At 61.9% G+C, this 26,432-nt stretch carries 24 protein-coding genes and 2 pseudogenes; 12 read left to right on the top strand and 14 right to left on the bottom strand.

What is annotated here, in order from left to right; genetic code table 11:
* A pseudogene (locus tag ACFOYU_RS10905) lies at window positions 1-353 on the top strand (transposase); the annotation flags it as partial.
* A gap of 154 nt (window positions 354-507) precedes the next feature.
* On the opposite strand, the gene ACFOYU_RS10900 reads toward ACFOYU_RS10905, so the two are convergent.
* Window positions 508-1,326, bottom strand: a complete 819-nt coding sequence (locus ACFOYU_RS10900) for an IclR family transcriptional regulator (protein WP_377033549.1) — start codon at window positions 1,324-1,326, stop codon at window positions 508-510.
* 322 nt (window positions 1,327-1,648) lie between these two features.
* On the opposite strand from ACFOYU_RS10900, the gene ACFOYU_RS10895 reads away from it, so the two are divergent.
* From ACFOYU_RS10895 to ACFOYU_RS10875, 5 genes are read left to right on the top strand one after another with little or no spacing between them, the layout of a single operon-like run.
* Complete coding sequence (locus ACFOYU_RS10895; protein WP_377033548.1) at window positions 1,649-3,241, top strand: ABC transporter substrate-binding protein; 1,593 nt, start codon at window positions 1,649-1,651, stop codon at window positions 3,239-3,241.
* A gap of 39 nt (window positions 3,242-3,280) precedes the next feature.
* A complete protein-coding gene (locus ACFOYU_RS10890) occupies window positions 3,281-4,222 on the top strand; it encodes an ABC transporter permease (RefSeq protein WP_377033547.1) in 942 nt (313 codons plus the stop codon).
* The gene (locus ACFOYU_RS10885) at window positions 4,219-5,100 is read left to right on the top strand and encodes an ABC transporter permease (protein ID WP_377033546.1); all 882 of its coding nucleotides are present in this window, start codon (window positions 4,219-4,221) and stop codon (window positions 5,098-5,100) included. The genes ACFOYU_RS10890 and ACFOYU_RS10885 overlap by 4 nt, the downstream gene beginning before the upstream one ends.
* Window positions 5,097-5,915 (top strand): ABC transporter ATP-binding protein, encoded by an 819-nt coding sequence (locus ACFOYU_RS10880; RefSeq protein WP_377033545.1) that lies wholly within the window; start codon window positions 5,097-5,099, stop codon window positions 5,913-5,915. Before ACFOYU_RS10885 ends, ACFOYU_RS10880 begins: the two co-directional genes overlap by 4 nt.
* Entirely contained in the window at window positions 5,912-6,865 is a 954-nt protein-coding gene (locus ACFOYU_RS10875) for an oligopeptide/dipeptide ABC transporter ATP-binding protein (RefSeq protein WP_377033544.1), read from the top strand. The genes ACFOYU_RS10880 and ACFOYU_RS10875 overlap by 4 nt, the downstream gene beginning before the upstream one ends.
* Before the next feature lie 3 nt (window positions 6,866-6,868).
* Here ACFOYU_RS10875 and ACFOYU_RS10870 read toward each other — a convergent pair whose 3' ends face one another.
* From ACFOYU_RS10870 to ACFOYU_RS10840, 7 genes are all read right to left on the bottom strand, one after another.
* Entirely contained in the window at window positions 6,869-7,816 is a 948-nt protein-coding gene (locus tag ACFOYU_RS10870) for an ABC transporter permease (RefSeq protein WP_377033543.1), read from the bottom strand.
* A gap of 3 nt (window positions 7,817-7,819) precedes the next feature.
* Window positions 7,820-8,695 (bottom strand): ABC transporter permease, encoded by an 876-nt coding sequence (locus tag ACFOYU_RS10865; RefSeq protein WP_377033542.1) that lies wholly within the window; start codon window positions 8,693-8,695, stop codon window positions 7,820-7,822.
* Entirely contained in the window at window positions 8,692-10,752 is a 2,061-nt protein-coding gene (locus ACFOYU_RS10860; protein WP_377033541.1) for a dipeptide ABC transporter ATP-binding protein, read from the bottom strand. The genes ACFOYU_RS10865 and ACFOYU_RS10860 overlap by 4 nt, the downstream gene beginning before the upstream one ends.
* A 37-nt stretch (window positions 10,753-10,789) precedes the next feature.
* Entirely contained in the window at window positions 10,790-12,337 is a 1,548-nt protein-coding gene (locus tag ACFOYU_RS10855) for an ABC transporter substrate-binding protein (RefSeq protein ID WP_377033540.1), read from the bottom strand.
* Between the two features lie 263 nt (window positions 12,338-12,600).
* On the bottom strand, window positions 12,601-13,398 hold the full coding sequence (locus ACFOYU_RS10850; RefSeq protein ID WP_377033539.1) for an IclR family transcriptional regulator: 798 nt from the start codon (window positions 13,396-13,398) through the stop codon (window positions 12,601-12,603).
* 62 nt (window positions 13,399-13,460) lie between these two features.
* On the bottom strand, window positions 13,461-14,762 hold the full coding sequence (locus tag ACFOYU_RS10845; protein WP_377033538.1) for an alanine racemase: 1,302 nt from the start codon (window positions 14,760-14,762) through the stop codon (window positions 13,461-13,463).
* Window positions 14,753-16,216, bottom strand: coding sequence for a M81 family metallopeptidase (locus ACFOYU_RS10840; protein WP_377033537.1), 1,464 nt, complete (start codon window positions 16,214-16,216; stop codon window positions 14,753-14,755). Before ACFOYU_RS10840 ends, ACFOYU_RS10845 begins: the two co-directional genes overlap by 10 nt.
* A gap of 319 nt (window positions 16,217-16,535) precedes the next feature.
* Between ACFOYU_RS10840 and ACFOYU_RS10835 the strand changes: the two genes are divergently transcribed.
* The 4 genes from ACFOYU_RS10835 to ACFOYU_RS10820 all read left to right on the top strand — a co-directional run bounded on the left by ACFOYU_RS10835 (window position 16,536) and on the right by ACFOYU_RS10820 (window position 21,391).
* The gene (locus ACFOYU_RS10835) at window positions 16,536-18,035 is read left to right on the top strand and encodes a M81 family metallopeptidase (RefSeq protein WP_377033536.1); all 1,500 of its coding nucleotides are present in this window, start codon (window positions 16,536-16,538) and stop codon (window positions 18,033-18,035) included.
* The gene (locus tag ACFOYU_RS10830) at window positions 18,032-18,421 is read left to right on the top strand and encodes a RidA family protein (RefSeq protein WP_377033535.1); all 390 of its coding nucleotides are present in this window, start codon (window positions 18,032-18,034) and stop codon (window positions 18,419-18,421) included. Before ACFOYU_RS10835 ends, ACFOYU_RS10830 begins: the two co-directional genes overlap by 4 nt.
* Window positions 18,422-18,528: 107 nt before the next feature.
* Window positions 18,529-19,896 carry an aspartate aminotransferase family protein gene (locus ACFOYU_RS10825; protein WP_377033534.1) on the top strand — a complete coding sequence of 456 codons (1,368 nt, stop codon included), beginning with the start codon at window positions 18,529-18,531 and terminating at the stop codon, window positions 19,894-19,896.
* Between the two features lie 28 nt (window positions 19,897-19,924).
* Window positions 19,925-21,391 (top strand): M81 family metallopeptidase, encoded by a 1,467-nt coding sequence (locus ACFOYU_RS10820; protein ID WP_377033533.1) that lies wholly within the window; start codon window positions 19,925-19,927, stop codon window positions 21,389-21,391.
* A 32-nt stretch (window positions 21,392-21,423) separates the two neighbouring features.
* Here the strand turns inward: ACFOYU_RS10820 and ACFOYU_RS10815 are convergent, their stop codons facing one another.
* The 5 genes and pseudogenes from ACFOYU_RS10815 to ACFOYU_RS10795 form a co-directional block, all read right to left on the bottom strand.
* Window positions 21,424-22,197 carry an amino acid ABC transporter ATP-binding protein gene (locus tag ACFOYU_RS10815; protein ID WP_377033532.1) on the bottom strand — a complete coding sequence of 258 codons (774 nt, stop codon included), beginning with the start codon at window positions 22,195-22,197 and terminating at the stop codon, window positions 21,424-21,426.
* Between the two features lie 2 nt (window positions 22,198-22,199).
* Entirely contained in the window at window positions 22,200-22,853 is a 654-nt protein-coding gene (locus ACFOYU_RS10810) for an amino acid ABC transporter permease (protein ID WP_377033531.1), read from the bottom strand.
* 4 nt (window positions 22,854-22,857) lie between these two features.
* Window positions 22,858-23,517 (bottom strand): amino acid ABC transporter permease, encoded by a 660-nt coding sequence (locus ACFOYU_RS10805; protein ID WP_377033530.1) that lies wholly within the window; start codon window positions 23,515-23,517, stop codon window positions 22,858-22,860.
* An 18-nt stretch (window positions 23,518-23,535) separates the two neighbouring features.
* Window positions 23,536-24,381: a transporter substrate-binding domain-containing protein gene (locus ACFOYU_RS10800; protein WP_377033558.1), complete on the bottom strand. Its 846-nt coding sequence runs from the start codon at window positions 24,379-24,381 to the stop codon at window positions 23,536-23,538.
* Between the two features lie 353 nt (window positions 24,382-24,734).
* Window positions 24,735-24,884, bottom strand: a pseudogene (locus tag ACFOYU_RS10795) (DDE-type integrase/transposase/recombinase); the annotation flags it as partial.
* 225 nt (window positions 24,885-25,109) lie between these two features.
* Between ACFOYU_RS10795 and ACFOYU_RS10790 the strand changes: the two are divergent.
* Together ACFOYU_RS10790 and ACFOYU_RS10785 are read left to right on the top strand one after the other, a co-directional pair.
* Window positions 25,110-25,340 (top strand): AbrB/MazE/SpoVT family DNA-binding domain-containing protein, encoded by a 231-nt coding sequence (locus tag ACFOYU_RS10790; protein WP_377033557.1) that lies wholly within the window; start codon window positions 25,110-25,112, stop codon window positions 25,338-25,340.
* Window positions 25,330-25,746: a PIN domain-containing protein gene (locus tag ACFOYU_RS10785; protein ID WP_377033529.1), complete on the top strand. Its 417-nt coding sequence runs from the start codon at window positions 25,330-25,332 to the stop codon at window positions 25,744-25,746. Before ACFOYU_RS10790 ends, ACFOYU_RS10785 begins: the two co-directional genes overlap by 11 nt.
* Before the next feature lie 153 nt (window positions 25,747-25,899).
* Here ACFOYU_RS10785 and ACFOYU_RS10780 read toward each other — a convergent pair.
* Window positions 25,900-26,432 (bottom strand): IS6 family transposase (locus tag ACFOYU_RS10780; RefSeq protein WP_377033528.1); only part of this gene is annotated, 533 nt, incomplete at its 5' end.

Here is a 26,432-nt window from a genome sequence, read left to right as displayed (position 1 = left end):
ATGAAGCCGATCCGTGCTCCTCGTTATGCCCGCCACCGCTTTCCAGCTAAAGTGCTCAGCCACGCCATCTGGCTGTACTTCCGATTTCCCCTCAGCCTGCGTATGGCTGAGGAGATGCTGATGGCCAGGGCATCCTGGTCATTCATGAGACTGTGCGGCAATGGGCGCTGAGGTTCGGGCAGAGCTTCGCCAAGCAGATCCGCCGCCGTCTTCTGATAGCCGGTGACAAGTGGCACTTGGACGAGGTCGTGATCAACATCGACAGCCGCAAGCACTGGCTCTGGCGCGCTGTCAAGCAGCACGGGCTCGTACTCGACGTCAAAGTTCAGAGCCGCCGCGATGCGAAAGCAGCCGGATCTGTCGCAATTATTTGCATCAGGGTTTCAGCTATTGTCCGTGGAGCTCAATCCTCGCTCGCCGAACAGTTTGGGCGGATCGCGGCATAAGCGTTAAGCAATACGCACCGGCATGTTTCGGAGTGAATCCAAGATTCGCGATAAAAAGCTTTCAAGCACCCGGCTTTCCGATCAAATCCGCCGTGATGCGCGGCAGGTAAGTGAGAAGGACTTCGCCGTAACTCGCGATAGTGTCTGGATCGAAGCGTGCTGCCGGGCCCGCGATGCTTACCGCGGCAACTGTCTCGCCGGATGCTCCGAAAATCGGCGCGGCAATGCAGGCGCTGCCGAGTTCATTCTCCTCCATCTCGACAGTCCAGCCGTCGCGGCGGCAGTGCTCCAGCACATCCTCAAGCTTCTCGGGATCAGTGATGGTGTGTCGCGTCGACGGGGTCAAGGTGCTGTTGCCGTAGATGAACTGGCGGAAGTGTTTGGGCTGCCAAGCCAATAGGGCGCGGCCGCAGGCGGTCGAGTGATACGGCGCGCGAGTTCCCGAATAGGACGAGACCCGCAAGGTATGGCTCCCTTCGAGGCTGTCGACAATGACGGCATCGGCTGGTCCCGGGAGCGCGAGGTTCACGGTCTCGCGCGTCAGGGCGCACACGGCGATGAGGTGAGGACGGGCCACCGCGCTGACATCGAGGCGACGTTCGACCGCGCGTCCATAGACGAGATGCTGCAGGCTGAGACGGTAGGCGCCGGCCTGCGTATTCCGCTCGGCAAGACCGGTATCGACCAGTGCCTTGACGAGATTGAAGGCCGTCGTCTTTGCGAGGCCGGTGCGGACCGCGAGGTCACGGAGCGATACCCACCCTCCGTCCGCCATCACGTCGAGTAGGGCTTTTGCCCGAGCAATAGATTGAATGCGCGCCTTGCCGACAGCTGTCGGCCCATCTGTAGTAGCACTCTCGTCGCTTGGGACCGGCTGCATGTGGTATCCTCTCTCCTCATTTTTCATACCATAATGTTGAACGATTATCGACCATCCATGCAGAGAGATGCGACAATGTTGAAGCACTCTACGAACGCATTGACGCGTTGGGCAATTTGCACCAATCTTCTCTCAAGAGAAAAAGAAAAACATCGTTCTATTATATAGGACGAATTTTGGCAGAGGGCTTCGTGCATTTGTCGCTTCAACAGATGCGCGAAAAGATGGCTACGAGGACGAGACCGCCATGAGCGTTCTGTCTGACCGGTTGCGCGCCATGTGCCATCGGCGGAGCAGTCGCCAAGCAAGAAGGGGAGTTCGTATGACGAAGGATAAGGATTTTACCGCCCTGCCGGCCGCGGCGTTCACTCTCGACCGCCGGCACTTCATGCGCCTCTGGCTGGCAGGAGGCGTAATGGTCTCATGTCCCTCGGCATTGGCCGCATCCCCCGACGGTGGAACGCTGAAGCGCGGCGGCACACTGCGCATCGGCGCCGATGCGGATCCGATCGGCCTTGACCCGACGACGGTCACGGCATTCTCCTCCAACGACTTCACCGCGCTGCTCTATTCCGGGCTTCTGCGATGGAATGCGAAGATGCAAGTGGAACCGGATCTTGCCCTTGGGTACGAGATGCCCGACGAGCGGACTTATCTCTTCAAGCTCCGTCAGGGCGTCAAATTCCACAACGGGAAGGACTTTACCGCCGAGGACGTCAAGTACACTTTCGACCGCATTCTAGACCCGGCGACAGCCAGCCGCTTACGTGCCCAATATGCCAGCATTGAGAACGTCACGGTCGTCGATCCCTTCACCGTGCGCTTCACGTTGAAGACCCGCGACGCCGCCTTCCTGAGTTATCTGGCGAGCAATCCGGACGGGGCCATCGTACCCAAAGGTGTCGAGGATCTCACTACCAAGCCGGTCGGCACCGGTCCCTTCATCTTCGAATCCTACCAGCCGAACCAGCAGTTCACGCTGACTGCCAACCCGCACTATTATGAGGAGGGGCAACCCTATCTCGATAAGGTCGTGTTCAGGTTTTACAAAGACCAAGCGACGCTCTCTTCGGCACTCCGGTCCAGGACCATCGACATGACGTGGCTGAAGGATCCTAAGGTGGCCGCGGTGATGGCGCGCGCTTCCAAGGACTTCGTCTCGGCGCCAGGTCAGACCTCCCGTACCTTCCCCGTCTGGCTCAACATGAAGGCACCCCCGCTCAACGATGTCAGAGTGCGCCGGGCGCTGAGCTTGGCGACGGACAGGCAGGCGTGTCTTCAGACCGTTCTCGGCGGTTCGGGCAAGGTCGGCGCCATGATCCCGGAAAGCCACGTGGGAGGCTACGACGGCATCGGCGAGATGCCATATTACAAGCACGATCCTGCGGCGGCCAAGGCGCTGCTGGCAGAGGCGGGCTTTCCGGACGGCCTCGATCTCGGCGACTACATCGTCGTGGCGGCTAATCCCCTCGATGTCTCCTGCGCGCAGATCCTTCAGCAGCAATGGCAGGCGGCCAGCATCAAGGTACGGATCGTGCCCATGGAAACGGCGCCGCTGCTCAACCACTGGAGTGCCGGGACCTGGCCGACCCTGTTGTCTGTCGCGCTCTCCTGGACCCCGGACTCCGACGCTATCCTCCAGTATGTCAATTCACAGAGCAAGTTCGGCAAGGCGATGGGAATCGCGGATGAGTCTCTCGACCGGATGATGGCCGAGGCACGGGCCGAGACCGATGATGCCAAGCGCGCGGCGAAGAACCTCGCAGTCCAGAAGCACATCGCTGAGCAGGTCTATATTCTTCAGATCTATCAGTATCCCCTCCGCTGGGAGATCTGGTGGAATTACGTCGAAGGCTACGTTCCACTGGCGGCTAACATACGCTCCTTTGTTCGAACCACATGGCTGAAGGGCTGACGCCTTGGCCGGAGGATTTCTGCACACCGGAGCGGCGCGATGAAGCGCGTCATATTCCTGCGGTCGATGTGGATGGGGGTGATCCTGCTCGGGGTCTCCTTCGTCGCCTTCATGCTCATGAGGGCTCTGCCGGGCGACTTCGTCCTCGCAGCGGCCGGTGCCCAGATGCTTCAGCCCGACGTGCTGGATGCGATGCGTCGGGATCTCGGCCTCGATCGTCCGCTGGTCGAACAGTACCTCTCCTGGCTCAGCGGAGTACTGCGCGGCGACTTCGGCACCTCCTTCGTCACGCGACAGCCGGTTCTCCATGAGTTGTGGCCACGCTTCTTGGTGACTCTCGAACTCGCTCTCATTGCGGCCGCCATTGCCCTCATCATGGGTGTCGGCACGGGCCTTGCCTCTGCGCGGTTCCGAGGAGCGGCCGACTGGATCGTTCGGCTCTATAACGGGTTTATAATCGCCGTTCCGAATTTCGTCGTGGGCACGTTGATCGTCCTTCTCGTCGGGCTCTACTTTCCCGAACTCGCCGTTCTCGGCTACGTTCCCTTCCGGGAGGATCCCGTCGGCAACGTGTTTGGCCTAATCCTTCCGGCCTTCGCTCTCGCACTCGCAATTTCGGTCACCATATCCGAGAACACACGGGCAGCGGTGCTCGAGGTGTCGAACCAGGATTTCGTGATGGTAGCGCGCGCCAAGGGCCTGCTGCCGAGAACGATCCTCTGGAACTACCTGATGCGCAACGCCTTGACCCCCATCATCACCGTCACGGGACTGCAAGTCGCGACACTCCTCGGCGGCAGCATCCTGGTCGAGACAATCTTCGCCATACCCGGGATGGGCCAGTACCTCTTCGATTCTATCACGAGCCGTGACTACCCGGCGATTCAGGCCATCGTCCTTGTCGCCGCCGCCTGCGTCGTCTTCGTAAACACTCTTGCGGACATCGCCTATGCCCATGCGGATGCGAGGGTGGAGACATGAGCGAGGCTGCAACCACAAGCGATTCCACTTTCGCCGGCACCAGACAGAAGCATTCTGGTCGCGCATGGCTCGGCGCCGGTCACCTGCTGCTAGGTCTCGGACTGATGATGCTCGCAATCCTGGTGCTGGTGACTCTTTTCGCTCCCCTGATCGCACCTTACGATCCCTCCGCCACATCGCCCAATTCGCTCGCGGGGCCGAGCGCGCAGCACTGGCTGGGAACCGACGCCATCGGCCGCGACGTGCTAAGCCGCATTCTCGTCGGTGGACGCACAACCCTCTTCGTCACCTTCACGGCCGTTGCTTTGTCTCTTGTCGCGGGGCTCGTGCTCGGCCTCGTCAGCGGCTATGTCGGAGGCTGGATGGACGAAGCGATCATGCGTGTGCTCGACGTAGTCTTTGCGTTTCCGGTCTTCCTTCTCGCCATCGCCGTCGTCGCCGCTCTAGGCCCCACGGTGCCGAACCTCATCCTGACAATCGCCATCGTCTACACGCCGGCCATGTCTCGCGTCGTGCGCGCGCCAGTACTGAGCGTGAAGAAATGGGATCACGTGGAGGCGGCTCGGAGCGTGGGCATGAGCGAGTTTCGGATCGTCACCCGCCACGTCCTGCCGATGGTCGTCTCCCCTATCGTCGTAGCGACAAGCCTCACTCTAGCGCAGACGATCTTCACCGTCACGGCCCTCTCGTTCCTTGGGCTCGGGCCGCCACCGCCCGATCCTAACTGGGGTGGCATGCTGGCTGATGCGCGTCAGTTCATGGAACTCGCCCCACTTACCGTCATCGGTCCGGCCGTCGCTATCGTTTTCGCGACACTCACCTTTATCGTCATTGCAAACGGACTGCGGGAAGTTCTCGACGTGGGGAGCGACCTATGACAGCGGGCGGCTCGATCCTGACGGTGCGTGATCTGACTGTGCGCATCATCTCGCGCAGGCAGGCAGTCGAAGCCGTCAAGGGTATTTCGTTTGACATCAAGCGCGGCGAGGCCGTCGGCTTCGTGGGCGAATCCGGCTGCGGCAAGAGTGTAACAGCCCGCGCCATCATGCGTCTCGCGCCGGAAGGAATGCGCGTCGACTTGGGTGGTTCGGTGCATTTTGACGGCCGAGACCTTGTCACCATCAGCGAAACGGAAATGCGGGACATCCGCGGACGGCGCATCGCCATGGTGTTTCAGGACCCGATGACGTCCCTCAATCCGGTGATCACAGTCGGGGCGCAGATCGAGGACATGCTGCGCCGCCACACGGGCCTATCAGGACATGCTGCCCGGGAGCGAGCTATCGAGTTGCTCGATCAGGTCGGAATTCCTTTCCCCATCCGGCGTGTCGACGACTACCCGCATCATTTCTCAGGCGGAATGCGTCAGCGGGTGCTCATCGCCATCGCAATTTCGTGCGATCCTGACCTTCTCATCGCCGATGAGCCGACCACGGCGCTCGACGTGACCGTTCAGGCCCAGATCCTGCGCCTGTTGCTGCGCCTGAGGGAGGAACGGAGTATGTCCCTGATGCTGATCACGCACGACTTCGGCGTCGTCGCAGGAATGGTAGAAAGAGTGAATGTCATGTACGGCGGCAGGATTGTCGAAACGGCCGGGGTCGACAAGATCTTCCGTGCCCCTGTTCACGAGTACACGCGAGCCCTGCTCGATTCCGTCCCGCGCCTGCATCGTGACGGAGATTTGCCATGACACCCTCGCCGCCCCTGGTTGCCGTACGGGATCTATCGGTCACGTTTCCAGCGTCCGGCCGCCATCCAGCCTTCGTTGCCGTTAAAGGCGTATCGTTCGACATCGCACCGGGCGAGACCCTCGGCCTCGTCGGTCAGTCTGGCTCCGGCAAGACGACGACTGGACGAGCCGTTCTGCAGCTCCAGCGAATCTCCAGCGGATCGGTGAGGCTGCGCAACCACGAGCTTACCACCATGCCGGCGGGCGAATTGCGGCGGATGCGCCGCCACATGCAGTTCGTATTGCAGAACCCCTATTCCAGCCTGCATCCGCGGATGACAATCGCCCAGACGCTCATGGAGCCGCTGATCGCCCACCAATCGGTTCCGAAGGCACGCTATCGTGAGCGAGTAGCTGAGCTGCTGGAACTCGTGAGCATGGATCCGGCGGTGATGGATCGCTATCCGCACGCGTTCTCCGGTGGGCAGCGCCAGCGCATTGGCATTGCCCGTGCCTTGGCGGTAAACCCGGACTTCGTAGTCTGCGATGAGCCGGTTTCAGCCCTCGACGTCCGTACACAGGCGCAGATTGTCGCGCTGCTGCACTCCCTGCAGGAGAAGCTCAAGCTATCCTACCTGTTTATCGCGCACGACCTCGCCATCGTGCGCGAGGTCAGTCACAAGGTGGCGGTGATGTATCGCGGTGAGATCGTAGAGAAAGGCGGGATTTCGCAGGTCTACGACAATCCTGCCCATCCCTATACGCAGATGCTGTTCGAATCCGCTCCCATTCTCGATCCCGCCCGGCAGCGCCGGCGCCTTCAAATGATGCCGCCCGATCCGTCTGTCCTGGCGGCGGGCCGTCGGGGTGATGTTTGCGCTTTCGGCGAGATCCACGCCGTGGCGGGTACGACCCCGTGGCACGAGATCGGTCCGGGACATGGCGTCTCGTGCCGCTACCAGCCGATGTAACGGCTACTTGTACTCGATGCGCGGATCGATATAGGCGTAGAACACATCGACCGAGAGGTTGATGAGGATGTAGATCAGCATAATCACAATGATACAGCCTTGAATCAGGGGATAGTCACGCGTGCTGATCGCCTGGATGAGTAGCCGGCCGAGCCCCGGATAGGTAAATACGGCCTCAGTTACGACGGCGCCGCCAATGAAGTTGGCCATCATCAGGCCGACAATGGTGACGAAAGGCAAAAGCGCATTGCGCAGGATATGAACGCTGACCACCTGCCATTCAGGCAGCCCCTTGGATCGTGCTGTGCGGACGTAGTCTGAGCGCATTTCGGTGACGAGCGAGGCACGCAGGAACCGCGCCAAAACGCCCGAGACATAGAGGCCGAGGGTCACCGCAGGGAGAATGAGGTTGCGCAATGCCGCGGCCGGATCCTCCCATAACGGTACATAGGCGGAAGCAGATGGAAGCCACCGCATTTCCACTGAGAACCATAGGATGAGCAAGATACCGAGCCAGAAAGTCGGCACCCCTAGCGTCAGCGCGTTCCACAGGGACAGGATCCGGTCGACCCAAGACCCTGGCCTGAGTGCGCTCGCGATCGCGATCGGGACACCGAGAACAAGGGCGACAAGCGTTGCCAGAAAGGCGAGCTGGAACGTTGCTGGCAGGCGGTCGGCGATCAGCGCAAGTACAGGTTCGCTGGCGTGGATGGAGGTGCCGAGATCGCCACGAAGGGCGCGCCAGAGCCAGTCGGCGTATTGCACCAGAACCGGCCGGTCGAGCCCATACTGCGCGGTTGCGGCTGCGATTTGCTCGGCCGTCGCATTTTCTCCGACGAGAACCGAGACTGGATCTCCGGGTACCGCGTAGATGATGGCCCAAACAGCGGCGGAGCCGAGAAGAAGGACGGGAACAAGATGCAGCAGCCTTCTGAGGACATAGCCGATCATGGGTCACGCCGCTCCTTCCGAACCGGATTTGCGCAGCTCGTAACGCTTACCAAGGAGATCGGCCATCGCGCGTCCGATGGCATCGAACGACAGGATGGTCAGGGTTAAAATGAGGCCTGGCAGGACTGCATAGTACGGCGCCTCGTGCAGATAGGACTTTCCCGACCGCAGCATCTCACCCCAGCTCGGGGTCGGCGGCGCGACGCCAACCCCGAGGAAGGCCAGCGCTGCCTCGAGGAGAATGGCGACCGAGCATAGCACCACCACCTGCACCAGGATTGGGCTCCATGAATTGGGCAGGATAGTCCGAAACATGTTGTATCGGGCGCTGCCGCCAAAGGCCTCGACGGCCACCACGAAATCGCGGCTCCGCAATGTCAGGGTCTGCGCTCGGGTGATTCGCGCAAAGCTCGGGATGCCGGTGATCCCGACGGCGACGATCGCGGCGCTCTGGCTGCGTCCGAGGATCGCGATGAGCGCCATGGCGAAGAGGATCGCCGGCAGCGTCATCATCACGTCGACGAGACGCATGAGGATTGCGTCGCGCCAGCCACCGAAGAAGCCGCTGATCAAACCCATGGGCACTCCGACGGCAGCGGCAATGATAACCGCTCCGGCGGCGGTGGTCAGAGAGGTACGCGCGCCATAGACGACACGGGCGAGAATGTCCCGGCCGAGTTCGTCGGTGCCGAACCAGTGGGCGCGGGACGGCCCCTTCAGGGAGTCGACCAAGCGCTGCCGGAACGGATCGAAGGGCATCAAGTCCGCGAAAATCGCCACGAGACCGATGAAAAGCAGAAAGGCGAGCGCCGCCGCCGCCCCCTTATGACGGCGGAGCGCGCGGAAGAAGGCGCGGATGCGGCCTGACGCGACACTCATTCTCCAGACTCCATCGAAGCCCCGCGGACCATGGGATTCGCTGCGGCAATATCGGGATAGTGGCAGGCTACCAGAGTCGACGTGTCGGGCAGATGTCGCGCGCCCGGCGCATCCCGGCGACAGCGATCGTTCGCGCGGAAGCATCGGGGATGAAAGGTACATCCCGACGGCGGGGCTGCGGGATTGGGGATCTCGCCCTCGAGAATGATGCGGTGTCGCGTCCTACCGAGCGACGGATCGGCGATCGGTGCCGCCGACAGAAGGCTCTGCGTATAGGGATGGCTCGGCATATTGTAGAGTTCATCCCGTGTCCCCTGCTCAACGATGCGGCCGAGATACATGACGGCCACGCGGTTCGAGATGTGCTGCACGACCGACAGGTTGTGGGAGATGAAGAGATAGGCGAGCTGCAGCTCCCTCTGCAGGTCCTGTAGCAGATTGAGGACCTGCGCCTGGATCGAGACATCGAGCGCCGATACGGGCTCATCGAGAATGAGCAGGCGCGGGTTGAGTGCGAGCGCTCGCGCGATCCCCACGCGCTGGCGCTGCCCGCCTGAGAACTCGCTCGGATAGCGGCCGAACATCTTCCGCGACAGGCCGACCATCTCGAACAGTTCCGCGATCCGCCCTGCCCCTCCCGCCTCCTCGTATAGGCCGTGCAGGCGCAGGGGCTCGGCCACCACCTCCTCCACCGGCAGAACGGGATTGAGGGCCGCATAGGGATCCTGGAACACATATTGCATCCACCGCCGCGCCTCACGCATTCGTCCGGGGGACAGGTTGCGGATCGAGCGTCCCTCAAAACGCACGTCGCCGTCAGTGGCAGGAATAAGGCCCATGATGGTGCGCGCGGTCGTCGTCTTGCCGCAGCCGGACTCGCCGACGAGGCTTACCGTCTCGCCCGCCCTCACCGTAAGATTGACGCCGTCGACGGCACGCACCCGGCCGACGATACGCTTGAGAATGCCCGATTGCACGGGAAAGTGCACCTTCAGTGCGTCCACTTCGAGCAGAATCTGTCCGACCTGGCCGACTGTCAGAGCTGGCGACTCGCCTCGGCGCGGCGCGGCCGGGATCCGCGTTTCATCGGTGAAGTGGCACGCTGCCTCGTGCCTGCCTTCAACAGCCTGCAGCGGAGGCTCCTCCGCCCGGCACGCGTCCCGATCCTTGCCGAGGACACAGCGGGAATGAAAGGGGCAGCCGGCTGGGAGCGCCTCCGCGGTCGGCGGCTGGCCGGGGATGGCATCAAGTCTCGCACCAACTGCCCCGCCCCGCGGGATGCTGCGGAGCAGTGCACGGGTGTACGGATGGCGGGGCGAAGCGAAGATCCCGTCTACGGTCCCGGCCTCGACAATGCGTCCGGCATACATCACCGCGACGCGGTGGGCGACCTCGGCGACCACACCCAGATCGTGAGTGATTAGGATGACGGCTGCTGAGGTTTCCGCCTGCCGCCGCTGAAGGAGCGACAGGACCTGCGCTTGAACCGTGACGTCGAGCGCCGTAGTCGGCTCATCCGCGATGATGAGCCGTGGCTGTCCCGCCATCGCCATGGCGATGACTGCCCGCTGACGCATGCCGCCAGAAAACTGATGCGGAAACTGCTGCGTTCGGCTGACAGGATCGGCGATGTCCACCTCCCGCAGCAGCTCGGCCGCGCGCGCATTCGCATCGGAGGGTTTGAGGCGGCCGTGAGAAACCTCGCCCTCCACGATCTGGCGTCCGACACGCAGCACAGGATTCAACGTGGTGGCCGGGTCCTGGAAGATGAAACCAAGATCCCGGCTCCGCACCTGCCGCAAGGTGTCCGGGGCCGCCCCCACAATCTCGGTCCCGCCGAGGCGGATTGAACCTGAGACCCGTGCCGCGCCCGGCAGAAGGCCGGCGACGGCAAGAGACGTGACGCTCTTGCCGGATCCGGATTCGCCGACGATGCAGAACACCTCGTTCGCAAACACATCGAAGCTGACGCCCCGCACGACAGGCACCGATCGCTCGGCACCGCCGAAGGCAACGGTCAGATCACGCACGGACAGGACCGGCGTCGTCAACGACACGCCCTGTGCTTGAGGGATAGCGTCACTGCCGCACCGCTCAATTCTTCAACCCGATCGTACGGGCAACGAACAGGTTGTCGATGTCCGGCGTGAACCCGCCTAGCTTGGACGAGGACACAATAACGCCGACGTCATAGGAGTTGGTCGGGATGGCGAAGGAGCTCTTTACCAATACGCGGTTAAGATTGTCGTAAGCCGCTTTGACCTCTTTCTCGGAGCCGTAGGTGGTGTTGACCCGTTCGATAGCTGCAACGTATTCCGGGAATGGATGGGGTTCCTTAAGGACTGGATTGTCCCGGGTGCGATAGATGCTGTTGGTGGCAACGCGTGACGGGAACTTCTGCACGTTGCCTACGCCACCGAAGGTAGCCTGGTATTCTCCCGCGAGCTGAGCCTTAACGTATTCGGAACCTTCCATCACCTCGAGCTTGATGTCGATCCCGACATCGGCGAGCGTGCTCTGCACAATCTGGCTGATCACCACCGACGACTGGTCGGTTCCATAGACCAGAAGCTTCCAGTTGCTCATCTCCTGCTTCGATAGGCCCGACTCGGCGAGAAGCGCCTTGGCCTTCACAGGATTGTAGGCGAACTCTTTGAGATAGGCGGGGTCGAAGGCGGGGCTTGCCGGCGCCCAGGGAAGCGCGACAGGTTCACCCAGTCCCGCATAGCCGACCCGCAGGATGCCGTCACGATCCATCAGGTAGTTGAAGGCCTGGCGGAATTTCTCGTTGTTGAATGGCGGGCGGGTGGCATTAATGCGGAATACCTGCACCAAAGGCCCCGGCCCGCGAGTCACGGTAAATCCCGCGTCGCGCAGCCGCACAGCGCTTCGGGCACCGCCACCGTAGATGATGTCGGTTGCGCCCGATTCCAGCGCCGCGCTCGCAGCGGCATCATCGCTGAAGACAGTGAAGTGGATGTCAGGGCTGACCGGTTCGCCCTCGCGCCAGTACTTCGGATTGGCCTTGAGCGTCACACTCTGGCCGACGGCGCGTCCTGCCAGCATGTAGGCGCCGGTACCAGCCGGTTTGGTCTCAACGGTCTCGATGCCGGCCGCCTCGATAGGCATCGTGAACTGGAGGAGGTCGAGGATCTGACGCTCTGGCACCGGGGCCTTGAAGTTGATGACGATGGTTTGCTCGTCCGGGGTCGTCCAATCCTGGACGATCCCCATCGTCGCATAGACGTTTTTGCCCTTTACCGGGTCGGACGCCTTTTTCAGGGTCGCTGCCACATCCGCCGAAGTCAGCGGCGCACCGCTATGGAAGACCACACCTTTGCGCAACGTGACTCGTACCGACTTGTTGCCCTCGCCGATGGACCACTCCGTCGCAAGGCTCGGCACGGCTTTTCCGTCAGGCGTGTATTCGATCAGGCTGTCGTAGAGGTTCTTGATGAGGTGGAAGTTGACAACCGAGAACTGCATCGGGTCGAAGTTGGTCATGTCCGTGACAACCGCGACCCGAAGTGTCGTTCCCTTGAGGTTCTGTGCATGAGCGTGGCTTGGGGCAGCCACTGCGGTGATCGCGGCGAGAGCGAACGCCCCCAGCACCCTAGTGAATGGGATACGGCTGTTCGTCATGGCACACGCTCCTGATCCTCTGGTTTTATGAACTTGTTCACGTCTCGGGCCTGTCAAGGAGCAACCTTGGCGAGACCGAAATCCGGCTGTTCAGCGGCAGCGTTGCGCTCGACGTTCCGCTCCGCTCCCCGTCCCAAGCCGGGTTTTCCTGATCATGACCCCACGGGCTGCATCATTTTAGATGCGTGACAAGCCGTGCGACTATGCTAGGAGCCGGTCGGCGTCAGCGTCAACGGCGCCCGGTTCCGCCTTGAGAAACAACGTCAGTCGAGCGTCGCCACATTGAAGCGCTCGCTGCCGTAGATTTTTTCGACGACCCGGTCGATAGACGTCCTCAAGGCCGCAGCAGCTTCAATGCGTCGCGTCGGCGCCAACCGCGCCTCCGGAGCTGACAGGCTAATAGCGGCGACCGGCCGTCCACGGTCGTCGAGAATGGGGACTCCGATGCACATGTGACCATCTTCGTTCTCGCCCATGTCCAAGGCATACCCCTGTTGTCGGATGTGATCGACCTGCCGGCGCAGAAAGCGGCCATCCGTCAATGTGCGGATCGTTCGCGCTGGGAGAAGCGGCATGCAAAGCGCCCCGAACTCCTCGTCGGGCAGGTGCGCTGCAATAGCCTTGCCCAGCGAGGTGGAGTGGACCGGGTGACGCTGCCCTACACGTGCCTCCGTACGCGGCGCGCGGCCCCGATCGACAATGTCGATGTAGACGATGGTCTTCTGCGCCAAGATCGCGAGGTTGATTGTTTCACCGAACCGCTCGGAGAGGTCGTGCATCTCTGGTTGCACGGCGTCACGAAGGCGGTGCAGGCTGCGGTCGATCTCGGCCAAATGGCGAAAGCGCGGACCCGCGCGATAACGGTCGCGGCGCAGGTCGTATTCCAGGAACGAGGCTGCGGAGAGGGTTTGGAGGTAGCGGAAGACAGTTGTCTTAGGCAGCTTAAGCTCTTTAACGGTCTCGGTCAGGGTCACGTCACGTCCCTGCGTCGCCACGTAGTCAAGCACCTCCAGCGCCTTCATCACAGGCTGCACGATGTAGTCTTGGCCGTCCTTGGGCATCGGTCCTCTCCACATCCGGGTCGGGTTCGCTCCGGCCCTCGTCACATCTCCCCATCGGGGCTTCAGAAGAACGTCTTTACGGCCTTGACGACGTGATAGGATTCGTCGACGGCCAGCAGCAGCGACCAACGATCGAAGGTCGTGCAGGGATGGCCGATACCAAACCCGACAAGGTCGCCGACCCGGAGGTCGCTGCCTGCAGGCAACTCCAGATAACAATGTTGATCGTTGAGCGCGACGGTCTTGTATCCGGGGGGCATCGGCTGAGGCTTCTCAATCGCGCCGCCTGGTCGATACCAATACTGGGGAATCGGCAGGCCCGCATCGAATCCGACGTCGCGCTTGCCTACGGACAGGAGAGCAAGCCTTGCCTCAGGCACGGACTGAACCTGTGCCCAGACCTCAAGGGCTGGGACGAGGCCGCCCGGCGGCAGGGTGAGCCGGGTCTGCCGACAGATGCGTTCGAAGGCAGCCGCATAGCCCATGCAATCGTGCGTCAGATAGCAACCGGACCGCAGCACCCGCAGGACCGGCGCCGGGAAGTCGTGGGCGTTGAAGCGCTCACCGACCCGGTCGAAGAATGCCGATCCTCCGGCGCTGACGATGACGGGGCTGTTTCTCGGCAACAAGCCCTCGTCGATCGAACGGCGTGCGAGGGCACCAACCTCGTCCAGAAGTTCGTCCGCCGCCTCCGGTGTCGGCAACAAGCCTTCGAAGCACTCGAAACCGGCCAGCGCGAGCCCATCCGTCGCCGCGATGTTTCGGGCGAGCGCCAGCGCCGTCTCCCGGGAGCGGGCACCGGTGCGCCCACCCGTAAACCCGACCTCCACAAGCACGCGCAGCGGGTTGCTTGCGGGTGGTCGAGCACGAACTGCCCCCTCGGCGAGTTGCGCCAACCCTTCCTCTCCGTCGACTAGACAGTAGAGTTCGAAGCCTTCGTCCGCGAGGGCAGCGAAGCAAGTGTTCACTGCCTGCCGGCCGATCGGCTGGTTGGCTATCAGGACGCGGCGCACGCCGAAGTGCCGGCACACCTGCATCTGCTGCACCGTTGCGACCGTGATCGCCCAGGCACCGTCCGCGATCTGCAGGTCGAACAGGTACGGGGCCATGGTGGTCTTCCCGTGAGGGGCGATCACGAGTCCGTTCGCCTGCGTGAACGCGGCCATCCAGGCGCTGTTGGCCTCCACGCGTGCTTGACGGATCACCGCAACCGGCATCGGCACGTCGCCTTCCAGAACATTCCAACCGCGCCTGCCGACATCTCCGAATTGCATGCCGGGCGCATCGAAGGGAAAGCCCTTGGTAAGAGGGTCTACCGACTGCGAATCGAGCGCCGCGATGTCGAGACGAGGAATTAGAGCCATGGGTGGGGATCCAGGGGAGCAAGCGGGCGACGCACCTTACGGTACTCGACCTTCGTCGCGTCATAGGGATAGGGGCCGCCGGTATTGAGATAGTGGACCTTGGCGGCGATCGGCGCGAAGGCGGCGTAGAAGTGGTTTGATGATTTGACGACGACGATCTTCTTTCGCGCCAGATCGATGCCCAACTGCGTGAAGGCAGGTGGGCTGAAGGTCTGGGCGCGCCCGTTTACGAGTACGATATCGAGTTCGCCGATGGTAATGGCCGCTGCCGGCCCGAGCGAGACGATGCTCTCCTCGAAGGGGATCACGAGTTCGTCGCTTACTCCCCGCACGACGACCTCGGCATCGATGGGCGAACCGGACTGCGGCGTCGCCTTGCCACAGAATCGCAAGGGGATGCGGGCACCGATTCCGGCCGCGCGACAGAGAGATACGGCGACGGGGTCCCACAAGGCGCCGATTGCAGCCGGAAGATCCGGATGCTTCAGGAGGGTCTCGATCATTACGGTCGAGTCTCCGGCGACACCGCCGCCCGGGTTGTCCCATCGGTCGGCGAAGACGATCGGCTGTCCCGGCTCGGCACGCGCCTGCGCAATCGCCTCCTCGGGCGTGTAGTGATACGGGCCGGGCGCTGTCCGGTGCCACCCGAGGATCTCATGGCCGAGCGCCTCAGCCAATGCGGCCGCTTTCATGCGGTTCTCTTCGCCGTCGGCAATGACGAGAACCTTGGTGCCGACGTCATAGACATCCGCGGCTTGAAAACCGTGGGCGACGGAAATGCTGAGAATGCCGTCCCTGCCCTCCCGTGCCATGATGCGGTCGACGAAGCCGCGGCCGGGTTCGATGCTCGTCATGAAGCCAGACAGGGAGCGACAATCGAAAACGGCGGAAACAGGCTTCACCTCGCTGCGGGCGGCACGCAGGCAAAGGTCGACGAGGTCCTCCGCCCTATCGAGAAAATCGATATGCGGAAATTCCTTGAAGGTCAGAAGCACGTCGGCCGCCGCGACGCGCTTCGGTGTGAGGTGGCAATGCATGTCGAGCTCGGCGCCAATCACGCAGTCAGGTCCGACGATCTCGCGCGCCCTCTCCAGAAGGTCCCCTTCGCAATCGTCGTAGTCGCGCGCGACCATGGCGCCATGCAGACCGAAGAGTGCGACGTCGACGGGCATTGCCGCCTTGAGCTGATCGAGGATCTCGTCACGCAGGGATTCGTAAGCCTCGCGCGAGACCAGTCCGGCGGGTTCGGCCCACGTAGCAGTCCCCTCGATCAGCGTGAAGCCATCGGCTTCAGACCGTCGGCGCGCAGCGACCACGGGCGCGGAGCAGAGTGTTGGAGTCGGCGGATGATTTCCCGGCGAGCAATAGAATGCCTCCTCGAAGGCGCGGCGATCGACGAACAGCGGCGAGAAGGTGTTCGTCTCGGTGGCTAGCGATGCAACGAAGACACGCAAATCGGACCCTCCGGAGCGACATTCCAGATTATGGAATAATAATTTCGGACGTTGCCGGAAGATTAACTGCCAGGATTTTCAGCCTGTCAACTGCCCTCACGATGTAGGTACCGTTCCGATTGAAATGACGACTTGCGTCTTACCGAACGTTCGTGTTCACTTCTTCGGCCGCCACACCTGTTGCGGTTCTATAGTGTAGAACAGCCTAAACAAGAACCATGCGACGTCTTGTGCAGGCACGGGACGGCGGATCCATCCGCCAGAGATGAGGTCAGCCGCCGGCTGACGGAGAGCGTCGATTTCAAGCTGGATGCTTCACATGGCCAAGCGCAGGATTCTGTTTGCAGGTCTCTTTCACGAGACCCACACATTCATCGATGAGATCACGGTCTCCGACGATTTCACCGTCCATCGCGGGGAGGACATCCTCCACCGTCGCGGCGACGGCTCGACTACGGACGGATTTCTCGAGGTCGCCGAAGCTCATGGCTGGGAGGTAGTGCCGATCTGCGAATATGTAGCCCTGCCGTCCGGCACCGTCAATCATGCGGTGTTCGAGGCCTTTTGGGGCGAGATCGAGACCGGATTGCGTCATGCGCTCGCCAGCGGCGGGCTCGATGGGATCTGGCTCGGGTTGCACGGAGCGATGGTGACGACGACATGCGAGGATCCAGAAGGAGAGATGCTCGCGCGTCTACGTTCGACCCCAGGTGCGGAACATCTTCCGGTCTTCGGCGTATTCGACCTGCACGCCACCTTCACGACCAAGATGGCGCAGCACGCCAATTGTCTCGTCGCCTATCGCGAGAACCCGCACGCGGATGCGCGCGAATCCGCAATCCGTTCGGCCCATCTCCTGGCGCGGGCTCTCAACGAAAAGACGTTGCCGCGGATGCTCGCCCGCAACGCTCCGATCATGTGGCCGCCCCCGGGGACCGGAACGGCGGACCGCCCCATGCGCGATCTTGAGACGCTCGCGCGGCAGATCGAGGCTGAAAACCCGGATATCTGGGTTGCGAACGTCGTGGCGGGGTACTCGTTTTCCGATGTTCCCGATGCAGGGGTCGCCTTTTCGGTTGCCACAACAGGAGACGAAGCGGCGGCGAAACATGCCCTCGACCGGCTCGAGGCGCTCGCCGTCTCCCTGCGAGATCTCGGCATTCCGCAGGAATGGGACCTCGACCAGGCCCTGGCGGATATCGGCTCCCGCGACGGTGGGCCGTGGATCATCGTCGAGCCGGCCGACAATATCGGCGGCGGCGCGCCTGGAGATGACACGGCCGTTCTGCGCGGTTTCCTCCGCCACGGCCTGCGCAACTGCGCGGTGGCAATCGCAGACGCTGCGGCGGTGCAGAGCCTTGCGGACGCCAAACCGGGTGAAAAACGACGGCTGTCTATCGGCGGCAAGGGTAGCCGCCTTGGGGCTGATCCTCTCGAAGTGGAGGCGGAATTCATCCGCCGCAGCGACGGCCGCTTTACCCTGGAGGATCACCACAGCCATCTCGCAGCCTCGCGCGGGATCCATTTCTCGATGGGTCCCTCAGCGGTCGTCCGCGTCGACGATGTCATCGTGCTTCTGACCAGTCGCAAGACACCTCCGTTCGACCTCGCCCAGTTCCGATCTCAAGGCATCGTACCGGAAGACCTTTTCGCCATCGGCGTAAAGGCGGCTGTCGCGCATCGCAAGGCGTACGACCCCATCATGGCGGGAAGCTACACCGTCAGTACGCCTGGGCCGTGCACGAGTGCTATCACGGCGTTGGATTATCGCCGCCTGCGCAAACCCGTCTTCCCGATCAGCGATCGGAGCATCCAATGAGTATCGAACATCCCGGTGGATCAGACACGCCGCGCTCGCATCTGCCCTTCAGCCCTGCAACGCGCGTCGGCGACCTGATCTTTGTCTCCGGCCAAGCTTCGGTCGACGTAGCGGGCAAGATCGTCGCCGACACATTCGAAGGTGAGATGCGGCGCTCGATCGAGAACCTGCGGAAGGTCCTCGAGGATGCCGACAGCGATCTGGCCCATGTGGTGCAGACACGCAACTACATCCGCGACCCCGAGGACGTCGCGGAGTTCAACCGTATCTACCGGGAATACTTCCTCGAGCCTTATCCAGCCCGCACGACCATTACGAATTGCCTCGGGCCGAGCCTGCGCTACGAGATCGATTGCGTAGCCGTGGTGAGACCGAAACGCGGTTAAACGTCCCGTTCTGTGTGGGTTTCCGCCCCGTGGAACGGGCAGGCATTTACTTTGCGGACCAGCTCGGGCCTGTTGCTGCGAAATCCCTTGAGGAGCATTCAAGCCACATGTCTTCCCTCGCTGAAACGACGCGCACGCGCGGTGACACCTTCCTGTCGTTCGACAAATCCGCGGAGCTGATCGAACGCAACGCCCAGTGGATGGCAGGTGGAGTCAACAGCAACTTTCGCCTCAACATCTCGCCGACGCCCCTCGTGTTCGAGCGCGGGGAAGGGCCTTGGCTCTACGACGCGGACGGCAACAGACTGATCGACTACTATCTCGGCATGGGGCCGATGATCCTCGGGCACAAGCCGCAGGCACTCGTCGATGCGGTGAAGCAGGAGGTCGAGAAGGGCTTCCTCTTCGCTGGTCAGACGGCTATTGAGGCCGAGGCCGCGCGGCTCGTGTGCGAGCTCGTTCCCTCCGCCGAGCGCATGCGGTTCGGTTGCTCGGGCTCGGAGGTCGATCAGGCGGCGATCCGTCTCGCCCGTGCCGCGACGGGCCGCGAGAAGATCATCAAGTTCGAAGGTCATTATCACGGCTGGTTCGACAACGTGCTGTGGTCGACTGCTCCCGCCCTCAACGCCGCTGGCCCGGAGAATGCGCCGGTCCCAGTAGCGGGCAGCAAGGGCCAGCTCGCACAAACGGCAGATGCTCTCGTGGTGCTGCCCTGGAACGACCTGGACCTCCTGACTCAGCGGCTCGCGCAGGGCGACATCGCCGGCGTCATCATGGAGGCGGCGATGTGCAACGCCGGAGCCGTACATCCTGCTCCCGGCTATCTTGAGGGAGTGCGCGAGGCCTGTACGCAATACGGCACGATCCTCATTTTCGACGAGGTGATCACGGGCTTCCGTCTGGCGGCCGGCGGCGCGCAGGAGCGTTTCGGCGTCACACCGGACCTCTCCACCTTCGGCAAGGCCATCGCCAACGGTTTTCCTGTCGCCGCTATTGCAGGGCGGTCGGACCTTATGGACATGTTTGCCACCGGTGGCGTCGTGCACGGCGGCACGTACAATGCCCAGCCGATCGCCATGGCCGCAACGGCCGCGACCCTCAAGTCGCTGAAGCCATCGCTCTATGCGACGATCGAGGAGCGTGGCGGACGGCTCATGACGGGCATGCGCGACATCTTCGAACGCGCCGGTGTGATCGCGCAGGTTGCCGGCTTTCCGCAGGTCTTCCACGTGGCTCTTGGCCTCGAGGCGCCAGCGCGGAACTACCGCGACCTCGCGCGGATGGACCGGGCGGGCTATGTCGCTCTCACAACAGCCCTTTTGCGCCGGGGGGTGCGTGCCCTGGAGCGTGGCGCCTGGTTCCTCTCCATCGAGCATACGGACGCCGTGATCGACGAGACCCTTCTGGCGGTGGAGGACGCTGTGCGGGAACTCAAGGCCACGGGAGCGCTTCCGACCGGGAGTCTCCGTAAATGACCTTCCATCGCGCTTCGGGGCAGACACCATGCGTCTTTTTGTAGCCACGCTCGGGACTGAGACGAACACTTTCTCGTTCTTCCCAACCGGGATCGAGGATTTCAGGAATACACTCTGGTGCGAAGGCGACATCGAGACGGTCCCCGCCTCGCCGTGGTCGGCGCCGGCGCAGATCTGGGTCGAGCGCGCGCACAAGGAAGGCTGGGAGGTAATACAGAGCCTCTTCGCCTTTGCCTCCCCGGCCGGACTAACGACGCGCGTGGCCTACGAGTCCATGCGGGACCGTATCCTTGACGACCTGCGAGCCGCCGGTCAGGTCCATGCGATCCTGCTCTTCCTCCACGGGGCGATGGTGGCGGACGGTTACGATGATTGCGAGGGAGATCTCGTCTCGCGCATGCGCGCGATCGTCGGTGGCGGCACGAAAATTGGGATCGAACTCGATCTTCATGCTCATATCGACGACACCCTCCTGGAGGCCGCCGACATCATCACGATCTACAAGACCTATCCGCATATCGACCATGCCGAGCGGGCCGAAGATCTCTTCGTTCTCATGCAACGGACGCTCGCGGGCGAGATCGATCCCAAAATGGCCCTGTTCGACTGCCGGACCATGGGCCTGTTTCCGACCACCATGGAAGGACCTATGGTCGCCTTCACCCAGGCGATGTTCGATGCCGAAGGCAAGGACGGCATCCTGTCCCTCTCCCTGAACCACGGCTTCCCCTGGGCGGACGTTCATCTGGCGGGCGCAAAGATGCTGGCCGTTGCCGATGGTGATGAGACACTCGCCGAGCGCGCCGCGCGCGACTTCGGCGAACGTTTTTATCGAATTCGCGCAGATGCGATGCTTCCGTTCACGTCGTTCGAGGAGGCGATCGCAGAGGCCGCAATCAAGGGCGATAAACCCCTCCTCATCGCCGATACCTCCGACCAGATCGGCAGCGGTGCACCAGGAGATACCACCCATGTGCTGCGGGCCTTCGTCGATGCCGGCATTCGCAATGCGGCGATCGCGCCGCTGTGGGATCCGCTTGCGGTTCGCATCTGCTTCCAGGTCGGTGTCGGCGCGCGGATCAGAGTGCGCATAGGAGGCAAGTTCGATCCGAACTCCGGTCCGCCCTTCGATGCGGATGCGGAGGTTCTATTTCTGAAAAGGAACGCCTACCAAGACCACATCAATGACGAGCGGATCAACATCGGCGACATAGCCGTCGTGCGGGTCGAAGGAATCGACATCCTCTTGACGACGCAGCGCACCAACCTCTACTCGCTCAGCCTCCTCACGCTGCACGGCATCACCTTCGACGATAAGCAGGTGGTTGCGATCAAGAACCTCTACAAGCACAAGGATCTCTTCGTCGACAACACGCGCAAGCAGCTGTTCGTGGCGACGCCCGGGACCAGCAATCCGGACTGGGCCGCCCTGCCCTTTAAGCATCTGCCGCGCCCGATATGGCCGCTCGATCCGGATCCGCTCGGGCTCGACTGACGCCGTCCTCAACGTCCTCGGGGACAACCGTCTCAGGTGCGAGTGTTGCGCAGGAACTCGGCCAGCCTTGCGCTGCGCGGATTGCCGAAGATCTCCGCTGGCGGCGCGTCCTCGACGACCTGTCCCTGATCCATGAAGACGACACGGTTCGAAACATCTCGGGCGAACCTCATCTCGTGAGTCACGATCAAGAGCGTCGCTCCGTCGTCTGCGATCGCCTTCACGGTGTTCAGCACCTCCTGGACAAGCTCCGGATCGAGGGCGGAGGTCACCTCATCGAGGAGAACGAGCTTGGGATCCATCGCGAGCGCACGGGCAATGGCAACGCGCTGCTGCTGCCCGCCCGAGAGCTGGCTCGGGTAATGGTCGGCACGGGCGGCAAGTCCAACCCGGCCGAGCCAGCTTTCGGCCAGTGCGCGCGCCTCCGCCTTACCGAGGCGGCGCACCTTGCGCAGGCCGAGCATAACGTTGCCGGCAGCGGTGAGATGAGGGAAGAGATTAAAGCTCTGAAACACCATCCCGGTCATCGAGCGCTGGCGTGACAACTCGCGGTCGCTCAAGCGATGGCGGCGCCCCTTCGTCGTCCTGTAACCGATGGTTTCTCCGTCGAGCACGATGTCGCCTTCCTGAAATTCCTCAAGAAGGTTGACGCATCGTAGCAGCGTCGTCTTGCCGGAACCGCTCGATCCGATGATCGAGACCACCTCCCCTTTGTGAAGGGCGAGGTCGACCCCTTTGAGAACCTCTACGGCGCCGAAGCGCTTGTGCAATCCGTGGATCTCGAGCAGCGGGCGTGCGGTTTCCATGGTCAGCGCCCCTGTACGCGTCGCTCGACGGCCCTACCAAGCTGATCGAGGGAGATGTTGGCAAGGAGATAGAGCACTCCCGCCAATACGTAGAACTCGATGGTCATGAAGGTGCGTCCGATAACTTCCTGGGTCTTGAGGAGAAGTTCGCCCACCCCAATGATGGATAGAAGGCTCGATCCCTTGATCAACTCGACTCCTGTGTTGATCCAAGGCGGCAGGGCGCTCCGCAGCGCCTGCGGCAGGAGTACATAGGCGAGAGTCTGCGGGAAGGTGAGGCCGATGCTGCGCGCTGCTTCGGCCTGGCCTGGCGGGATCGCCTGCAGGGCGCCACGCACCAATTCGCCGATATGGGCGCCTGCAAAGAGCGACAGCGCGAGGATACCGGCATGGGTCGCGTTCAGGCTGACATCGACGACAGCCGGAATGTAGAACGCGGCGAGGATCAGGACGAGGACGGGTGTGCCTCGCATCACGTCCACATAGACCCGGAATGGAAAGCGGACGATGGCTGGCCCGTAGACGAGTTGGATCCCGCAGATGCATCCCAGGATCGTGCCGAATAGGATGGAGGCCGCGGCAATCTCGATCGTGAGCAGGAAGCCTTCCCACAGGGGCCAACGTGCGATCCAGACCTGATTCAGGAACGACTGCATGAGCTCAAAACCTCGGGAACAGCCGCTCGAGGCGGCGTAGGAGCGACGCGATGGTGAAGCAGGCCGCGATGTAGAGTCCGCTCGCTACGAGCCAGGTCTCCACGACACGGAAAGTGTCCACGTTGATCTTGCGCGCCTCGAACGTCAGCTCCGGAACAGCGATGGCTGCGGCAATCGAACTGTCCTTGAACATGCCGATGAAGGTATTCCCCATGGACGGCAAAGCATTGCGCAGCATGATCGGCGTGACGACTGAGACGTTGGTCTGGATGCGCGTGAGGCCGATGGCCCGGGACGCCTCCACCACGCCTTTCGGCACCGCCGCAAGGCCGGCGCGGAATACCTCCGTCAGGTAGGCTCCTGAATAGAGCGCGAGCGCCCCGATGAAGCTCTCGTACTTGTCAAACCGGATTCCAAGCTGTGGAAGCGCGAAGTAGACGAGCAGCACCAGCACAAGGAGCGGCAGGTTCCGGATCAGCATCACGTAAACGCCGACAAGGGTCCGGGCAAATCGAGATGAGCTGACGCTGGCGAAGGCTGCAACAAGACCGATAACGGTGCCGCAAGCCACCGCCGCGACCGCCAGGCCGAGGCCGATGGCGAGCCCCGACAACAGGTTGCCGAAGCTCGCCCAGACTGCTCCGAACTGAAGCGAGTAACCCATGAGCCGATTTTACGAAGGCTACCGGAATTCGGAGGGGAAGCCGATCTTCGGCTCTGCCGGCGTCTCACCGAACCAGCGCTCGTAAGCGGCCTTATAAAGCGGGAACGTAGTACCGGTCATTGCCTCGCGTATGGCGACGTTGACGAAGTTAAGCCAGTCCGGATCACCCTGCTTAACGATGCAGGAGTAGGTCTGCGGGTTCCAACTATATCCGGAATCAACGTAGCGGCCGGGATTCTGCTTCATGTAGTAACGCAGGGACGAGGAATCTGTCGCTGCGGCGTCGGCCCGCCCGGAGTTGAGAGCCTGGTACATGAGATCGACGCTCTCGAACTGGTCGACGTTCGCTTCGGGAAGCGCATCGCGCACCATCTTCTCCGCGAAGACGTTCTGGAGCACCGAGACGGTCACCTTGTTCCCGGCGGCCTTGAGGGCAGCGTAGTCGGCATAGCGGCCTCCCGCAACGAGCATGAGGCTGACGCCCTCGCGATAATATGGAACAGTGAAGGCCACTTGCTGCGCGCGCGCCGCCGTCACGGTCACAAACTGACACGCTATGTCGACCTTCCCGGTTACTATGTTCGGGATGCGGGCATCGGAGGCTTGGTTGACGAACTCGACCTTGGAAGGATCGTCAAACAGGCCTTGGGCGACGATCTTCGCAATTTCGATGTCGAACCCGACGAGGTCACCCTTCTCGTCGCGGAAATGCCACGGGGGATTCGTACTTCCGGTCCCGACTATGAGCTTCCCGCGGCTGAGAACTTCCTTCAGCTTTCCCTGGGCGGAGGCGGTCTGGGCCGGCAATATCGCCAGCGCGCATAAGCCGATACCGGCAGCAACCTTGATCGTCCACTTCAACACGCTATTCCCCTCTTCCTCATTGTCGCGTTCCTCGGCACGCCCCCACTCCCGCGACGCTGTCACACGGCTTCGACGAGCGCACGGAACAGCGAAGCATTTGGCAGTTTCGGTCTCACCACAAGCGCGGACCGTTCCACGGGACGAAACATGTGGAACCGGACCTCAAGGACGGTGCGATCCACATCTGGCAATTTGCAACTAAATATCATACTGCATGTTGCCGCGGCTTTGTTGCATTAACGTGAAGAGGGCAAAACGAACTCAGTCGAACGGGTCATTCAGGCCGCAAGACCGAAGAGCTGGTTCACAAGACGGATTTCGCCTGTCACGTCGCGCTGTGCCAGGCTGCAATGGCCGTGGCGGATCATCCGCATCACCTCGAAGCCTTTGATGGTGGCGGAGGCAGTTTTCATCCTCTGGAAGCCGCGGGCCGGCCGGATTACACGCTTGAGCGCCCCATGATCGGCCTCAATGATGTTATTCAAGTATTTTGATGTCCGGTGNCGCGGCGGGTCGTAGGGGCCAGGAGGGGCGCCAGGATCGCCCACTCCGCATCGCTCAGGTCGGTGTCGTAGCTAAGGGCTGTCATGCCCCTTCAGATGGGAACCACCCGAATTTCCAGACACCCTCTACAGCGATTTTGGGATCAGTGTAGGGTCTAGCCGCTTGCGTTCTGCCGTCAATCGCCTAGATATACATCTATTGGAATGTATATCATGGAGGGTATGATGCAGGTCGCAAAATGGGGCAACTCCCTTGCGGTTCGTCTCCCCGCTGCTGTCGTCGAGGCTCTAGGGCTCAAGGAAGGCGACGATATTGAGATTACGGTCGCGGGATCCCGAACTTTCGAGGTCTCAAAGAAGCCCGAGGTGGCTGAAGTGCTAGCTCGGTTGCGCAAGTACCGCGGCCGTCTTCCCGAAGGGTTCAAGTTCGACCGGCTCGAGGTCAATGAGCGCTAAGCCGTTCCTCGACACCAACGTCATCCTCTACCTGCTGTCCAGTGACGAGGCCAAGGCGAACCGAGCTGAGGCTCTTCTCGCGCAGGGCGGCACGATCAGTGTTCAGGTCCTCAACGAGGCCGTGAATGTCATGACCAAGAAGCTCAAGATGGGCTTGGACGAAGTATGCGAGGTCCTTGCCGGGGTTCGGTATGCTTGCGATGTCCTGCCTGTCACCCTTGAGATGCACGACCTGGCACTCGACATCATGCGCCGCTACAGCTTCTCGATTTATGACAGCGGGATTGTCGCGGCAGCCGCCATTGCCGGCTGCACAAACCTCTACTCGGAAGACCTGCAGGACGGCCAGAGGGTTGCCCCGGACCTGACGATTGCCAATCCATTCAAGCACGAAGATCCTCATTGATCTACTTGGCTGACGCGCGCCTTACTTTATGGAACCGGATAGCGTGTTGTTTTGAAGCGTTCGGAAGAATTCTTGCGCCTGTCGCGCCTGGTCTCGGAAGGCTTTGTTGCATTAACTTGAAAACGGCAAAACGAACTCAGTCGAATGGGTCATTCAGGCCGCAAGACCGAAGATCTGGTTCACAAGACGGATTTCGCCTGTCACGTCGCGCTGTGCCAGGCTGCAATGGCCGCGGCGGATCATCCGCATCACCTCGAAGCCCTTGATGGTGGCGGAGGCAGTTTTCATCCTCTGGAAGCCGCGGGCCGGCCGGATTACACGCTTGAGCGCCCCATGATCGGCCTCAATGATGTTATTCAAATATTTTGATGTCCGGTTCTCAACATTTTTCGATAGCAGGCCTTCCTTCTGCAGGCGCTGGATTGTCTTGGGATACGACGCCAGTTTGTCAGTCGCAATGGAGGATGGTGGATAGTCACTCACCGTCCTTAGGGCTTTGCGCAGGAAGCGATAGGCAGCCCTGGTGGGGCGCCGGTCTGACAGCATGAAGTCAATCAACCGCCTATGCTTGTCGACCGCACGAAACAGATATTTCCATTTCCCGCCGACCCGCACATAGGTCTCATCAACACGCCATGAGCCGGACCGATGTCCCTGGTATCGGCGAACCCGCTTCTCAAGCTCTG

It is taken from the genome of Microvirga sp. GCM10011540 (genome assembly GCF_042650665.1).
Taxonomy (GTDB): Bacteria; Pseudomonadota; Alphaproteobacteria; order Rhizobiales; family Beijerinckiaceae; genus Microvirga; species Microvirga lenta.
Note: the sequence above shows the minus strand (reverse complement) of the source record. Positions and strands in the feature narration are given on the sequence as shown.

Bases quoted from the DNA above. Each gene is read 5' to 3' on its own strand.
- ACFOYU_RS10870 (WP_377033543.1), bottom strand. From the start codon at position 7,816: ATGATCGGCTATGTCCTCAGAAGGCTGCTGCATCTTGTTCCCGTCCTT.
- ACFOYU_RS10830 (WP_377033535.1), top strand. From the start codon at position 18,032: ATGAGTATCGAACATCCCGGTGGATCAGACACGCCGCGCTCGCATCTG.
- ACFOYU_RS10850 (WP_377033539.1), bottom strand. From the start codon at position 13,398: ATGCCCAAGGACGGCCAAGACTACATCGTGCAGCCTGTGATGAAGGCG.
- ACFOYU_RS10895 (WP_377033548.1), top strand. From the start codon at position 1,649: ATGACGAAGGATAAGGATTTTACCGCCCTGCCGGCCGCGGCGTTCACT.
- ACFOYU_RS10810 (WP_377033531.1), bottom strand. From the start codon at position 22,853: ATGCAGTCGTTCCTGAATCAGGTCTGGATCGCACGTTGGCCCCTGTGG.
- ACFOYU_RS10900 (WP_377033549.1), bottom strand. From the start codon at position 1,326: ATGCAGCCGGTCCCAAGCGACGAGAGTGCTACTACAGATGGGCCGACA.
- ACFOYU_RS10785 (WP_377033529.1), top strand. From the start codon at position 25,330: ATGAGCGCTAAGCCGTTCCTCGACACCAACGTCATCCTCTACCTGCTG.
- ACFOYU_RS10855 (WP_377033540.1), bottom strand. From the start codon at position 12,337: ATGACGAACAGCCGTATCCCATTCACTAGGGTGCTGGGGGCGTTCGCT.
- ACFOYU_RS10875 (WP_377033544.1), top strand. From the start codon at position 5,912: ATGACACCCTCGCCGCCCCTGGTTGCCGTACGGGATCTATCGGTCACG.
- ACFOYU_RS10865 (WP_377033542.1), bottom strand. From the start codon at position 8,695: ATGAGTGTCGCGTCAGGCCGCATCCGCGCCTTCTTCCGCGCGCTCCGC.
- ACFOYU_RS10880 (WP_377033545.1), top strand. From the start codon at position 5,097: ATGACAGCGGGCGGCTCGATCCTGACGGTGCGTGATCTGACTGTGCGC.
- ACFOYU_RS10820 (WP_377033533.1), top strand. From the start codon at position 19,925: ATGCGTCTTTTTGTAGCCACGCTCGGGACTGAGACGAACACTTTCTCG.
- ACFOYU_RS10835 (WP_377033536.1), top strand. From the start codon at position 16,536: ATGGCCAAGCGCAGGATTCTGTTTGCAGGTCTCTTTCACGAGACCCAC.
- ACFOYU_RS10890 (WP_377033547.1), top strand. From the start codon at position 3,281: ATGAAGCGCGTCATATTCCTGCGGTCGATGTGGATGGGGGTGATCCTG.
- ACFOYU_RS10815 (WP_377033532.1), bottom strand. From the start codon at position 22,197: ATGGAAACCGCACGCCCGCTGCTCGAGATCCACGGATTGCACAAGCGC.
- ACFOYU_RS10805 (WP_377033530.1), bottom strand. From the start codon at position 23,517: ATGGGTTACTCGCTTCAGTTCGGAGCAGTCTGGGCGAGCTTCGGCAAC.
- ACFOYU_RS10825 (WP_377033534.1), top strand. From the start codon at position 18,529: ATGTCTTCCCTCGCTGAAACGACGCGCACGCGCGGTGACACCTTCCTG.
- ACFOYU_RS10885 (WP_377033546.1), top strand. From the start codon at position 4,219: ATGAGCGAGGCTGCAACCACAAGCGATTCCACTTTCGCCGGCACCAGA.
- ACFOYU_RS10845 (WP_377033538.1), bottom strand. From the start codon at position 14,762: ATGGCTCTAATTCCTCGTCTCGACATCGCGGCGCTCGATTCGCAGTCG.
- ACFOYU_RS10790 (WP_377033557.1), top strand. From the start codon at position 25,110: ATGCAGGTCGCAAAATGGGGCAACTCCCTTGCGGTTCGTCTCCCCGCT.